The following is a 14,206-nucleotide window of genomic DNA, read 5'->3' on the forward strand; positions in this document are numbered from 1 at the left end:
AAATGAAACAAATACTAAAAATGATTTTGGTATTTGTTCTGTTCGTTTTTATTGCAATACAATTTTATCAGCCAGCCTTGAATGTAGATAAAGGAGAGGTTGCTGCAAAAGATTTTACAAGATTATATAAAATGCCGTCTGAAGTAAAAACTTTGTTTCAGAATTCATGCTATGACTGTCACAGTAACAATACCAATTATGTCTGGTATGATTACGTACAGCCCGCAAGAACACTTGTAGAAGACCATATTAAAAATGCAAAAGATGACCTGAACTTCAGTGAATGGGAAACTTACTCAAACAGAAAGCAGGAAAGATTGTTGAACTCAATAAAAGAACAGATTCTAAACAGACAAATGCCATTGTCATCGTATACTCTCATGCACAGAAATGCTAAAATGAGTGATGACGAAATTAAAATAATAACCGAATGGTTAAACGAGCAGAGCAAAGTTTATGAATAAAAATAGTAAAATGAATATACCTCAGAATATCACCATAAGATTACTTCAGGCCGCTTTGATTCTCTTTTGCGGACAGGGGATTTTTGCCCAAAAAGTAGTACGGTATGAGTTGTATGTGAAAGATACACTGGTAAACTATGCCGGTAAAGAAAAAAGAGCGATATCCGTTAACGGACAAATACCAATGCCTACGCTTACTTTTACAGAAGGAGATACCGCTGAAATAGTGGTACACAATCAGTTGAAAGAGAGTACATCACTACACTGGCATGGTATATTTTTACCCAACAAAGAAGACGGTGTGCCATGGCTGACCCAAAAACCTATAAATCCAGGGGCTACCTATACCTATCGGTTTCCGATTATTCAGCATGGAACACATTGGTATCATTCACATTCCGGGCTTCAGGAACAGATTGGAATGTATGGAAGCTTCATCATGAAAAAAAGAGACGATGATAAAACCTTCAGAAAAGGGATTGATGACCTGCCGACAGTTCCCATTATTTTAAGCGAATGGACCAATCTGAATCCCGATAATATCAACAGAATGCTGCATAATGCCAACGATTGGGCGGCAATTAAGAAAAATGCCACGCAGTCTTATGTGGAAGCCATTAAAGAAGGACATTTCAAAACAAAATTGACCAATGAGTGGAAACGTATGCTGGCAATGGATGTAAGTGATGTGTATTATGATAAAGTGTTAATCAATGGAAATAACAGCACAGATTTAAAAACCGTTGACGGCAAAAAGCTAAAAGCAGGAGATAAAGTACGGTTAAGAATATCAAATGGAGGGGCTTCCTCCTATTTTTGGTTACGCTATGCAGGAGGTAAAATTACTGTTGTAGCCAATGATGGGAATGATGTGGAACCAGTAGAAGTAGACAGGCTGATTATTGCAGTTTCTGAAACCTATGATATTGTAGTCACAATTCCTCAGGATGGTATTGCGTATGAATTTTTAGCCACCACAGAGGACAGAACCCAATCTGCGAGCTACTTTGTAGGGAATGGAATAAAACAACTCATTTCTCCACTTCCAAAACTTAAATATTTTGAAGGCATGAAAATGATGAATGATATGATGAAAATGAACGGAGATCTGAATGATATGGGAATGAAAATGAGCCTCAATCAAATGGATATGAATGTGGTAATGTATCCGGAGATCACCGGAGATGGCCGCCGTAAGCAGGATCACAGTCAGCACAATATGAATGTGGATAAAGGAATGGATAAGGATATGAACATGGATAGCAACAGGTATAATGCCAATGCTTTAGGTTCTATTAAAACCCTGAATTATGCCATGCTGCAGTCTCCTTATAACACCGAACTTCCCAAAAATGCTCCGGTTAAAGAATTAAAATTTACCCTTACCGGAAATATGAACCGCTATGTATGGAGCATGGATAATAAAATTTTATCAGAAACCGATAAGATCCCTGTGAAAAAAGGAGAAATATTAAGAATTACCATCTATAATAATTCCATGATGAGGCATCCGATGCATTTACACGGTTTTGATTTCAGAGTGATTAATGGCAAAGGAGAAAAGTCTCCCCTGAAAAATGTACTGGATGTAATGCCAATGGAAACCGATACGATTGAATTTCAGGCTAATGAAGAAGGAGACTGGTTCTTCCATTGCCATATTCTTTATCATATGATGGCAGGAATGAATAGGGTTTTTGCAGTGGATGATTATAAAAATCCTTATTTACCAGATAAAAAAGAAGCCTATAATATGCTTCAGAAAGAAAGCAATATGCCCCATTTCATGATTCAGAATGATTTTGCAACCAATGGAAATGATGGAGATGCAATGCTTCAGAATGCAAGATGGAATCTCTCTACAGAATGGCGTTTAGGATACAATGATATGCATGGATATGAAGTAGAAACCCACCTGGGCAGATACATCGGGAAAATGCAGTGGTTTATGCCTTTTGTAGGATTTGACTTTCGTTATAGAAAAATGGGAATCGATGAACAGGAGAAAAATATTTTTGGCCAAAAGAATGAAAAAGATACCCGAAGAGCTGTTAGTTTAGGGTTTATATACACCCTTCCGATGCTGGTTAATTTTCAGGCAGAAGTATATCACGACGGTATTGTTCGTTTACAGTTGATGAGAGAAGATATTCCTATATCAAAACGATTAAGAGGCGGATTTATGGTTAATACCGACAAAGAATATATGACTGAACTAAAGTACATTCTTAATAAAAATGTAAGCATTCGTGCACACTATGACAGTGATATGGGATGGGGAGCCGGAATTTCTTTAGCGTACTAAATGATAATGTAAAAGAGCATACTCACATTATTCTGATACAAGAAGCAGCTATTGAATAGCTGCTTCTGTTTTTTATCATAGGATGAATATTCTTTAGCCTTGTGTTTTGCTTTTTATATGACTTTTTTCATACAGACCAAAATGGAGTTCAACTATGGTTTTATATTTATATCTGAATGTAAGCCTGTTACAATTTTAAAAGGAATTTATAAATAAATCAATATTAATTATAATTAGAACAATTAAAAATAAAATCCTTTTTCCTTTGGGAGTTTACAGGTGAACCTTTAATTTTGCTATTTATAATAATTATAAATAATGAAATTGTATCAGCGTATTTTTATCTTTCTCATTTTTACCCTTACAATTTCCCTCATTAAAGCACAGGATGCTGGTTTTACAGTTCAGGGAGCTGTACAGGATCATACAATGCAGGGATTAAATGGAGTTAATATTTTTGTTGAAAACACAAAAATAAATACAAAAACCGATCAAAACGGAAATTTCAAGTTGAGTTACAAGAAAGGAGAAGCTACATTAGTATTCAGCCTCGATGGCTACAAAAAACTCAAAAAGAAAATAAACTTCGGCAGTGGAGTATCTCCCATAAATATTCAGTTAGCTGAGGATCGTGCGGCGGTACAAGAAGTTGTAGTTCACGGCAAAGGTAAAGTAAAAGCACTGCAAGACGGTGCTTTTACTGTTAATGCTATAGATGTTGCTAAATTGGCCAATACCACGGCAGATCTTAATCAGGTTCTGAACAGAACCACAGGGATTAAAGTCCGTCAACAGGGAGGTATAGGTTCCGATTATAATTTCTCTATCAACGGAATGTCTGGTAAAGCTGTGAAATTCTTTATAGATGGCGTTCCTTTGGAAATGCTTGGAAAAGGAGTGGATCTGAGTACATTGCCTGTAAATATGGCAGACCGTGTTGAGATCTATAAAGGGGTAGTTCCTATCCATTTAAGTACGGATGCAATGGGTGGAGCGGTTAATATTATTACGCCGTCAAGCAGCAGAAATTACCTGGATGCAAGTATAAGTCTAGGTTCTTTTAATACCCAGCGTATCAATCTGAATGGGCAGTTTAAAGATGATAAAACCGGAATTATCCTACGTATCAACAGTTTTTATAACCATTCAGATAACGACTATCTGATGAAGGATATGAAAATCTGGAATGCTGCTAAAAACGAATATGAGTTAAAAGACCTGAAACGTTTTAATGACAGATATCAATCTGTTTTTGGGATGGCTGAGGTAGGATTAGAAAACAAAAGCTGGGCAGATTCTTTCTTTGTAGGAATGTCTCAATCAGTTTTTGATAAACAGATCCAGACCGGTTCCAATCAGGAAGTAGTATATGGCGGGGTAAAGCAAAACGGTGAGGCTCATAATTACTTTATGAAGTATAAAAAAACAGGACTATTCAATGATCATCTGGATGTGAATGTGTATGCAGGTTTCTCAAAAAGCGTTCAGAAAGCAACAGATACCCTTATGCGTAAATACAGCTGGGATAATACTTTTGAACCTTCTGCTACAAGTGAAAAAGGAGGAAGGACTATTATCATGCAGCATGAAGACCGTCTTTACTCACAGGTTGGGGCTACTTACAAAATAGTTGAACATCACAAGCTTATCTTCAATTATGTACTTGATTACCTTAAGAATACCACATTCAATCAACTTGAAGAAGAAAAAAAGAATGTACCTCCGGCGAAGATGACCAAACAGATCTTATCTATGGCATATCAACAGGAGTTTTTCAATAAGCATTGGACTAATATTTTCTTTGCTAAATACTATCAGGTAGGACTTCAGAAAATGGTTTTTGATCCGGTGACCAGAACAGATAATCCGGCAAAAGATAATTTTAGCAGTTGGGGCTACGGCTTTGCTACCACAGTGAAAATTACAAAAGGATTGGGAATAAAAGGATCCTTTGAACGTTCTTATCGTTTGGTAGAACCACAGGAAATTTTCGGAGACGGAGTTGCTGTAACCAGTAATATGAATCTGAAACCTGAAACCAGCAATAATGTAAACGTAGGGTTGTACTATGGCCACCATTGGGGTCAGCATGCTTTCCGTATAGAAGGGGCAGGGTATATTCGTGATACAAAGGATTTTATTTATACCGTTCCCAATTTATATAACAGTACTTTCAAATATGAAAACCTGTCTAATATCTTTACCCGCGGGCTGGAAGGAGAGATCAGTTACCAATACAAAAGACTCCTGAACGTGTTAATGAATGTGAGCTACAACAAAGCTTATGACAATACAAAATTTGCCAATAACAGTGAAGATGTTGTTTCGGCTACTTACAAAAAAGATGTTCCCAACCAGCCTTGGTTATTTGGAAATGTAAATGTAAGCGTGGGTAAAGACGACTGGTTTCAGAAAGACAGCAGAGTAGAGCTTTATTACGGGCTGCAGATGACAGAATGGTTCTACAAAAACTGGAAATCCTATGGAAATCCACGAAACATTCCGATCATTCCAAGACAAACCCTTCACAACATAGGGATAAGCTATTCCATGAAGAACGGAAGGTATAATCTGGCGTTCGATGTAAGCAACGTTGGGGATGCACTGGCATATGACAACTTCAAACTTCAGAAGCAGGGACGTGCTTTCTATGTAAAATTCAGATACCTACTTAAGTAAAAAGATCATGACACAATATTTCAAAAACAGTATATTTTTAATACTTGCATGTTTAACCATTTTTAGCTGTGAACGAGAACCTGGTTCCGGCGAATCTGAAAGTGGTGAAAAAGACTATAAATATTTTTTACTTTCCGCTCTTGGAAGCTGGCCCAATACTGTACATTACATGACAGCTACCAATGACCTGACAAAAGGTGAAATGGATATTACCAAAGAAGGAGATGAAATTAACTCCAAAGGAACTTACTCCTATATTGTAAAAAATGGCTTTATCTACAACTATAAAACCGATCAGGGCATCTTCAAAAAATTTAAATATACACAGGATAGGCTGACAACGGTAAAAGAAGTGCCTTATACCTATATCAGTGATATTGCCAGTTATGTTTGGATAGATAATAATACTTTGGTTGTTGTAGGAGATACAGGAGAGGGTCAGCATATACGCTATACTGTTTTCAATGCCACAGACCTTAGTATTATCCGTCAGGGTGAGATTGAAGGATTTCAGCCTTTCCCAAATGCTTATAATTTCTATTCGCTGGGTGCTATGACGTATATAGATGGACAGATCTATTTGCAGTACAGCTTCCGCGATGGCAAATGGCTCACTCCTGAATTTTACAATTTTGCTGTAATAGATTATAACACCTTCAAAGTAAAAAATTCCATAACGGATAACCGAAGTTCTGGGGTAGCCAATGGTTCTCCTTATTTTAAAACAACTTTTACAAAAGATAAAGAAGCATTTTATTATACATGTTTTCCACGTGCAGGAGCTGGAACAAGTGATATTTTCCTTTTCAGGGCTCTCAAAGGGGCAACTTCGCCTGATGCAGGATATCAGATCAATCTTACCAATCTTGTTGGGAACAAGCCCCTGGAAACAGTTATCGATTATATTGGTAACAATAAAATGGTAGTTCTGTATCGTGATCCGGCATTAGGAGGCAGCTACAATGGTCGATATGCTATTATAGATATCGAAACGAAGCAGCTGGTAAGGGTTCTGGACGAATTGCCGGGAGATGAGCCTTACGAACAAGGGATGTTTGTTCAGAATAACAAATTATACATTGCTGTAAATGCCAGTAAAGGAGGGAATTTTGTCTGGATTTATGATCAGCAAACTGATAAAATAACTAAAGGAATGAAACTTCCCAATAGTATTTCCGGATTTGCCCGTTTTGATAAATTATATGACTAATTATAGCATATAAATTTCGCAGAAAATATAGAATATTTAGTTGATTAACAAAAACGGTTCTCAAAATTTTTGAGAACCGTTTTTTTGTTAAACTATTGTCGATCCTTTGTTTAAAAAAAAACTTGATAAGGCTGAACTAAAATGTCCGGAAATATTAAAGCTTATAATTGAATGACAACGTTACTACCCGGCTATCCAGATTGTATTTTTGTCGGATGGTAGAGCTGAAGTTATTTCCTGTTACACGGTAATTGTTGGTCTTTAATAAATCCGTTACGGCAAGTTTTACGGTTGCTTTATCCTTTAATAATGTTTTAGAAACCCCTAGTGTCAGGTCAAAATAAGCATCACGGATAAACAAACCAATATTAGATTTCGAAAAATACTGTCCGTTAGCCTCTGCTTTCAATCCTTTTGCAATGCTAAAGCTATTTTGTGCATTTAATGTAAATGCCAGTTGTGAACTGTTGACCGAGTAATTCTGATAATTGCCCTTATATTCACTGTTGAATATATTCAGCATAGAAGTAAGTGACCACCATTTAAAAAGCTTCGTAGTGGCTGTAATATTGGCACCATATACATAAGATTTGTTTAGATTATCCTGAGTTTTTACGAGAATTCCTGTGTCTGGCTGATAGTTGTATACTTCTGTCATTACATCATTTGTAACACTAAAATAGGCTGATGCAATAATGTATTTTCCCCAGGTATATCCCAATTCTGTTGCGTGGGTAAATTCCGGATTCAGATTGGGGTTTCCTTGCCAATAGTTGAAAGGATCATCATAAAAGCGGAACGGATTCAAATCGAAGTGACTGGGTCTGTTGATTCTTTTACTGTATGAGGCATAAAATCCATGTTGATCATTCATCTGGTATTTGACTGATGCACTTGGGAAAAGGTTTGTATAATCTCTTTTTCTTTGTTCCTGGGAAGTTTTCTGGTTGATATCTGTATGGGTTATTTCTGTTCTCAGTCCCAGCTGGAATGTCCATTTCGTAAGATTAAGTTTGTAGTTGGCATACAATGCATGTATCTGCTCTTTGTATGCATATTCATTACTTGCTTTATCATCATTAATCCATTCATTATCCTGCTCGATAAAATACTCAGAAGGATTGTTATTAGACTTTACAGTAGACTTTAATCCTGTTTCCAGATTATGCATTTCGCTAAAAGGCAGGGTAAAGTCTACTTTCGCATTGAAAACCTTCAGACGGGAAGCAATGTTGCCTCTTCTGTTGTTGAATTTCTCTGGTCCCAGATTCACCAATGCATCTGAAATCTGATTCTGACGGGAAGAAAAACGTGAAGTTTCGTATTCCAGGTCTACATCTACCTTATAATCCTTGTCATTGAAGATATGCGTACCTTTTAAATTATAGGTATAATCGTACCAGTTTTCCTTGCTTTTATTATCTGAAAGGACATGAGCAAACAGGTTATCTATCGGCTGGAATATTCTGTTTTCCCCTTTCGAAAAATCTTCATATCGTCCTATCTTAGCATCAAATAAAGCACCAATAGTTGTTTTGTCGCTAAAAGCATAATCAGCGCCAAACTTAAAGTTATTAGAAGTTAAAGGTTCATTGGTCATTGAATTCTGATCTGTTCTCCGGGTTATTTGTTGAGGTTGCTTTTCATCGAAGAAAATCTGGCTAAAGTTTCGTCTTTCTTCTTCGCCACGAAAAGTATAGCTGTAGTCTCCATGGAGAGAGAGTTTATGATGAGTATAGTTCAGGCTCAATCCTGTATTTACTCTGTTTTTACGGCCTCTTCCTCCGTTCAGATAATAGTTGCCACTCAGTCCTTCTGATGAGCTTTTTTTCAGTACAATATTAATGATGCCGGCATTTCCCGCAGCATCATATTTAGAGGAAGGATTGGCAATTATTTCAATATTTTTCACCAGTGTGGAATTGGTAGAACGCAACAGGTTAGCAAGTTCCTTTGCAGAGAGTGAGCTCAGCTTACCGTTAATCATTACACTTACCCCTTTTTTGCCCCGTAATGAGAGTTCACCTTCTTGCGAAACTACCACACCAGGAGTTTTGCCAAGCAATTCTAAGACAGAAGTACCATCAGATAACACACTATTCTCTACATTAAAAATCATTTTATCAGCTTTTTGCTGAAAAACGGCTTTACTTCCTTTTACTACAATGCCACTGATCTCTGAGATTTTATCCGTTTGTATAGAATCGTTCAGGCTTTCAGTCTGCCCGTAAGCATTCAGACTCGCCATTAAAGGGAGCCATATATAGTGTTTCTTCATGATAATAGATTTAGGTTGTTGGTTTTTTTTTATTTTTTCTGCCCCACCAGATCATAAATCCGGTTATGGGCAATGAGGCACAGAATAAACTCATGATAAAGGCCAGAATTTTTCCGGGCATTCCAAAAAAAGCTCCTACATGAAGATCATACGTAGCATCTGTAGCTCTTTCAGCCATAGGTTTGTCTTCGTGGGGATGGTTAAATAAAAGCTTCCCGGAGTGCTCATCGAAAATCATCATGGAAGACTCAGCATATGTGAATTCTTTATCCTTGATCCATATGCTTAAATTATCGTGTTTGTGATCTGCTTCAGCATGGTCTTCCAGATCAATTCCAAAAGAATAAGCTTGTGGATAATGAGTTTTTACCTGTTCTATGATACGGTCTATGGTTGTTGCAGTCTCCAAAGATTCCGGAGCGGTTGTTTTATATTGACTGTAATCTGGGGTAGCAGTGGAAAAGCCATTGAGTAAAGCATATACCCACACCTGGGTAATCCGAAACGAATACATAATACCAGTAATGGCTACAACAATCGCTAGAAAAGAGGCATAAAACCCAAGGATATTGTGTACGTCGTAGTTTTTACGTCGCCAGCCTTTTACCTTCTCCCAACGGAACCATAGACGCTGTTGACGCATTTTTTTATTCTTCGGCCACCATAGGATAATTCCGGTAATCAACATTATGACAAAGATGATGGTAGATATTCCCACGATAGTACCACCAATTTTATTGCTTAACAGCAATGAGCGGTGCAGAGTCATGCAGATAAAGAAAGGATTATTTTTTACATCATATATTGCGAGTACCTTTCCTGTGTATTGATTGACATAAACGTTTTTAAAAACAATGAAGGTATTGAAGTGATTCCAACCTTCTTCATTAACTTTAATCAATCCGAATTGATAAGAGCGGGCGGGATCTATAGGAATCGTTACTTCATCTGTTTTTACGATTTCATTTTTCAGCTGGGCATTCACCATATCTTTTAACTCGCGTATAGGAATTGGCTTCTTATGCTGAATATCTTTTTCTCCATGAAAGGTGGTTTCCTTGCGTAATGCAGCGGTAATGTCTTCATTGAAAACAAAAAAAGCACCTGACAGCGAAACTACCAATACAATAATACCTGAAAACAATCCGAGCCATAAATGAGCTTTCAGAATATATTTTTTGAAGGTTCCTTTTGATTTTTTGTTACCGGTCTGCTGCATTTATGTCTATTTAGTCTTATTAAAAATAAATGAGTCGCAAATATACCTTTATTTATATTAATTCTAAACAAATAATAAGGCTTTATTTCTCCTTTAAAACCTGATTTTTATTAGGAGGTATCCTATCTGAACCACATGAAAATCTTAATAGCTTTGAAGAACCTATCATAATGCTCTTTTATTGATATCTTTTTAGAGATACTTATTTACATAGAAAATCATTAATGTAACTTGCAGATTCTCAAAATACTATATTGTTTACTTTTACTGCAAAAACACACCATGCTGATCAAAATTTATGGAAGTGCCATTCATGGAGTGGCCGCACAGACCATTACTATTGAAGTAAATGTTGATACCGGAGGAGTAGGATACCATCTTGTAGGTCTCCCCGATAATGCGATTAAAGAAAGCAGCTACAGAATCTCTGCAGCACTGAAAAATGTAGGATTTAAAATTCCCGGAAAGAAAATTACTATTAATATGGCTCCTGCCGATCTCAGAAAAGAAGGTTCAGCATATGACCTGAGTATAGCGATTGGGATTTTAGCTGCTTCAGATCAGATTTTGGCTAAGGAAATTGAGAATTATATTATTATGGGCGAGCTTTCTCTCGACGGAAGCCTGCAGCCTATCAAAGGCGTTTTACCTATTGCTATTCAGGCAAGAGAAGAAGGCTTTCAAGGAATTATTCTTCCTAAACAAAATGCCAGAGAAGCTGCTATTGTCAGTGATCTTGAAGTATATGGGGTAGAAAATATCAGAGAAGTTATTGATTTCTTTAATGAAGGAAAGCCACTTGAAAAAATGACTTTGGATACCAGAAAAGAGTTTCATGAGAAGATCAACAATTTTCCTTTTGATTTCTCCGAGGTTAAAGGTCAGGAAACCGCCAAAAGAGCGATGGAAGTTGCGGCAGCAGGCGGTCATAATATCATTTTGATCGGTCCGCCCGGAAGCGGAAAAACGATGCTGGCCAAAAGAGTTCCCAGTATTTTACCTCCTTTGACATTGAAAGAAGCGCTGGAAACAACGAAAATTCATTCTGTAGCCGGGAAAATAGGAACTGAAGCGTCATTGATGACTGTTCGTCCCTTCAGATCTCCGCATCATACCATTTCTGATGTTGCCCTGGTAGGTGGCGGATGTGATTTTGTAAAGTAAATGCGAAATTGCAAAGTAAATGCAAAAAATTGCAAAGTAAATGCGAAAATGACACTTCAATTTTTTTTAATTTGAAATAACATAATATGAAGTTTTTTTTATTTTGTTTTGTATTAACATTTAGTTGTTCTTCAAAAAACGAAACTAAGTTAATTATCGTAGCTAAAAATAAAACAATTGATAGTTTGAAAGTTGAACTTATTGATTGTAAACTCCAAGCACAAATTATGGCAGAAGTATTAGAAGAAGATCGAATTAAAAGTGAAGAAAAGTAGGTTGTTTTACCAACGTAAGGGAATTGTAAATCTCTTTAAAGGATTATATATTAACATTGTTGGAAAATTATCCTTAATTGTAATAGCCACGATTTTATCTGACAGTTAGTGATTGAAAATAATTGTCATTTATTAATTTCTCAGAGCGTTGATTTACCTTTTATTACTTCTTTATATTTTAATAATTGGAAGATTTTATTGAATGATACAAAATATGTCAATAGTCAATATAAAGGTTTACTTCTGTGATTTTGTAAAGTAAACGATAATTCGCAAAGTCAATGATAATCATGTTTACAAAGACACTATAACTAAAAAAGAGGCCTTTCAGCGGAGTGAGAGACTTAAACTTAGATAAAGTTAATATGAATCTTAAATTCACATCTACTTAGGATTCATATAAATATTATTTACCCATATTGTTCAAATGAAAAATATTTGTAATTAAGATACTAACCTGATTTTTGCAAATTTATATTATATGTTTACGGATACCCGTAATAACTTCCTCGTTACATTTGCTAAATTTAAGGATGAAATTAAAAATAATAAAGCTAACTGAAGCAGAATTAACAGACATTTACCATGGATTAATAATAGCGATGAAAGAGCTCGATCATCATAGAAATGGACCTGGCAGTGATGGTCTCTTGGCTGATAGACTGGAAACAATTGTGAAAAAAATTGAGACGCTATATAATTAATTCCGTAGTGTCCTTTAAAATTTATATGTAGTCTCGTTATATAAAAGCCATTTCGTTTGATTAAAATGGCTTTTAAGTGTTATAAAATTCTGTTTGCCAAAATGATATATTAATTGAAATATTTTTGCAATATATTTGGAATTACAATATTATTATTGGCTATGATGGTCTGATATTCCAAAAGCTTATGTTTATCAGTGTCAAGCATCCACTCAAATCTTTCAATAAGAAAATCAGAATTATATGATTGATTATAGTGCTGTGCTAGCTTATTAAGAATATCTAGGTCTGCAGGATACTTTTTAATAATTTCAGAAATCAGATCCGCTCTATCATTAACCCATAAGTATGATTTAAATCCAATAAAGTTACTGTTGTTTAGGATCTCACTCTTAAATGTGCTTAAGAAATTATTCGTAAGCAATACTAAGTGATCGTTATCATTGACGGAATATCTTCTCGCTGGTTTTATTACTCTTTTATTAGCTTCATCGATGTCATTTTGAGGAATCAGATTATTTCTTAAAAGCGAAGAATATACAGTTAATATATGGGTGTTGTAATCTGCTAAATCCGTAGTCCATAGATTTCTAACTTCACCTTCGGTAAGGTTGAATCTCAATATTTTATCGGGGTATTGAGATAAAAACTGCTTTAAATAATGTTTGTGTTTCTTAATATGTTGGATCGCACTTTTATTAACAATATCTTTATTGATTTCCAAGCTTCTGTTAATAAATTCTAGTCGATGCGAAGATAAATCAAAAAAGAAGTCTCCTGTATCAAGAAATATTTCCCAGAAATCTTTGTATTTCGTTTTATCTACGGAAGATTCGATTTCTTGGACTAAAGGGGTAATATCTGTCCCTGCAGGAGTGAGTGTCGGATTAAAATGGTTTTTAATTTTATTAATGAGTGTAGTCATTCCTCCTTCAAGTGTTATTTTAGACAAATTACTCTCTATAAAAGTCCAGAAAGATTCGACGTGAGAATGATCTATAATATTGTCTTTGTAATGTGCACAATCATTTCTCCTATTTTTCCAATATTCTATATCATCTCTAAGACTTTCACTAATATCAAAAATAGGATCTCTGTCCCTTATTTTATTTTGGTTTCTTCCCTCTCGTGTCTTTACGGCATCAAATACTGCTTTTTCCCAAGTGTCTTCATTAAGGAGTTTGGAGATTATACCATTCCATTTGCTTTCCGGAAATAGGCTAGGTCTGGTTCCACTGATTATTCTTTCCTTTAAAACGGTCATAAAAGCGAGGTACGAAAATAATAGAGCTGCCCTATTTGCTCCTGCCTTATAGCAGACAGTTGCATCATCAAAGAGCATAATAGTGTCTTCAGAAAAATGATTTTTGTCGATCCAATTTTCTATTCTTAATTTCATGTGAATATAATTTTAGGTTAAGTTTTTATCTAAGATATAATTTAGTTGTGCTCATTTACTATCGACCATTTCAGAATTTTTAATGATATGATAAAATTCATATTCGTCTTAATATAAATTAAGTAGCAGAAGTATTTTCTTTACATCTCGGTTATTGATACGTTCCCCCTTTTTAGGTTTAAATTTAATGATAGAATGAAAAAAAGGAAAATTATTGTCAACGTATATTTTGCCTTTTGGCTGATGTCAAATAGATGGTAGCTGAGACAATTTTTTTTAAATGTATTTTTATAGCTAAAAAATTCCAGATGTTCTTCCATTTAAATTGTTTACAGAAAAATACAAGTTATTTTGAATAGTAAAAAAAGGATTCCCGTAATAGAAAAAAATAATCTTACGATTTTTAACTAAGCTTATTTCAGATAGCAAGTGTCATAAGAGAATAATTTATTCAAGTTCCTTTATACAAAAATTTTGCGAAGAAATTCTAATGCGTCAAGTTCTGTCGC

At 35.4% G+C, this 14,206-nt stretch carries 8 protein-coding genes and 1 pseudogene; 6 read left to right on the top strand and 3 right to left on the bottom strand.

The features are described from left to right. Nucleotides 1-2: 2 nt before the first annotated feature. The 4 genes from CQ022_RS14290 (at nt 3) to CQ022_RS14305 (ending at nt 6,658) form a co-directional block, all read left to right on the top strand. Nucleotides 3-464 (top strand): heme-binding domain-containing protein, encoded by a 462-nt coding sequence (locus CQ022_RS14290; protein ID WP_105683023.1) that lies wholly within the window; start codon nt 3-5, stop codon nt 462-464. Nucleotides 465-474: 10 nt separating this feature from the next. Next, entirely contained in the window at nt 475-2,769 is a 2,295-nt protein-coding gene (locus CQ022_RS14295; RefSeq protein ID WP_105683024.1) for a multicopper oxidase domain-containing protein, read from the top strand. Between the two features lie 318 nt (nt 2,770-3,087). After that, nucleotides 3,088-5,448: a TonB-dependent receptor gene (locus CQ022_RS14300; RefSeq protein ID WP_105683025.1), complete on the top strand. Its 2,361-nt coding sequence runs from the start codon at nt 3,088-3,090 to the stop codon at nt 5,446-5,448. A 7-nt stretch (nt 5,449-5,455) separates the two neighbouring features. Further along, nucleotides 5,456-6,658, top strand: a complete 1,203-nt coding sequence (locus CQ022_RS14305; RefSeq protein WP_105683026.1) for a hypothetical protein — start codon at nt 5,456-5,458, stop codon at nt 6,656-6,658. A gap of 154 nt (nt 6,659-6,812) precedes the next feature. Here the strand turns inward: CQ022_RS14305 and CQ022_RS14310 are convergent, their stop codons facing one another. Next, nucleotides 6,813-8,936: an outer membrane beta-barrel family protein gene (locus CQ022_RS14310; protein WP_105683027.1), complete on the bottom strand. Its 2,124-nt coding sequence runs from the start codon at nt 8,934-8,936 to the stop codon at nt 6,813-6,815. Nucleotides 8,937-8,946: 10 nt separating this feature from the next. Beyond that, nucleotides 8,947-10,155, bottom strand: a complete 1,209-nt coding sequence (locus CQ022_RS14315) for a PepSY-associated TM helix domain-containing protein (protein WP_105683028.1) — start codon at nt 10,153-10,155, stop codon at nt 8,947-8,949. 282 nt (nt 10,156-10,437) lie between these two features. Between CQ022_RS14315 and CQ022_RS14320 the strand changes: the two are divergent. Next, nucleotides 10,438-11,301: pseudogene (locus CQ022_RS14320) on the top strand (YifB family Mg chelatase-like AAA ATPase); the annotation flags it as partial. A gap of 104 nt (nt 11,302-11,405) precedes the next feature. Next, entirely contained in the window at nt 11,406-11,594 is a 189-nt protein-coding gene (locus CQ022_RS14325) for a hypothetical protein (protein ID WP_105683030.1), read from the top strand. 813 nt (nt 11,595-12,407) lie between these two features. Here CQ022_RS14325 and CQ022_RS14330 read toward each other — a convergent pair. Further along, nucleotides 12,408-13,697 carry a hypothetical protein gene (locus CQ022_RS14330; protein WP_105683031.1) on the bottom strand — a complete coding sequence of 430 codons (1,290 nt, stop codon included), beginning with the start codon at nt 13,695-13,697 and terminating at the stop codon, nt 12,408-12,410. Nucleotides 13,698-14,206 lie beyond the last annotated feature (509 nt).

The sequence above is a fragment of the Chryseobacterium culicis genome, assembly GCF_002979755.1.
Lineage (GTDB): Bacteria > Bacteroidota > Bacteroidia > Flavobacteriales > Weeksellaceae > Chryseobacterium > Chryseobacterium culicis_A.

Bases quoted from the DNA above. Each gene is read 5' to 3' on its own strand.
- CQ022_RS14290 (WP_105683023.1), top strand. From the start codon at position 3: ATGAAACAAATACTAAAAATGATTTTGGTATTTGTTCTGTTCGTTTTT.
- CQ022_RS14295 (WP_105683024.1), top strand. From the start codon at position 475: ATGAATATACCTCAGAATATCACCATAAGATTACTTCAGGCCGCTTTG.
- CQ022_RS14300 (WP_105683025.1), top strand. From the start codon at position 3,088: ATGAAATTGTATCAGCGTATTTTTATCTTTCTCATTTTTACCCTTACA.
- CQ022_RS14305 (WP_105683026.1), top strand. From the start codon at position 5,456: ATGACACAATATTTCAAAAACAGTATATTTTTAATACTTGCATGTTTA.
- CQ022_RS14310 (WP_105683027.1), bottom strand. From the start codon at position 8,936: ATGAAGAAACACTATATATGGCTCCCTTTAATGGCGAGTCTGAATGCT.
- CQ022_RS14315 (WP_105683028.1), bottom strand. From the start codon at position 10,155: ATGCAGCAGACCGGTAACAAAAAATCAAAAGGAACCTTCAAAAAATAT.
- CQ022_RS14325 (WP_105683030.1), top strand. From the start codon at position 11,406: ATGAAGTTTTTTTTATTTTGTTTTGTATTAACATTTAGTTGTTCTTCA.
- CQ022_RS14330 (WP_105683031.1), bottom strand. From the start codon at position 13,697: ATGAAATTAAGAATAGAAAATTGGATCGACAAAAATCATTTTTCTGAA.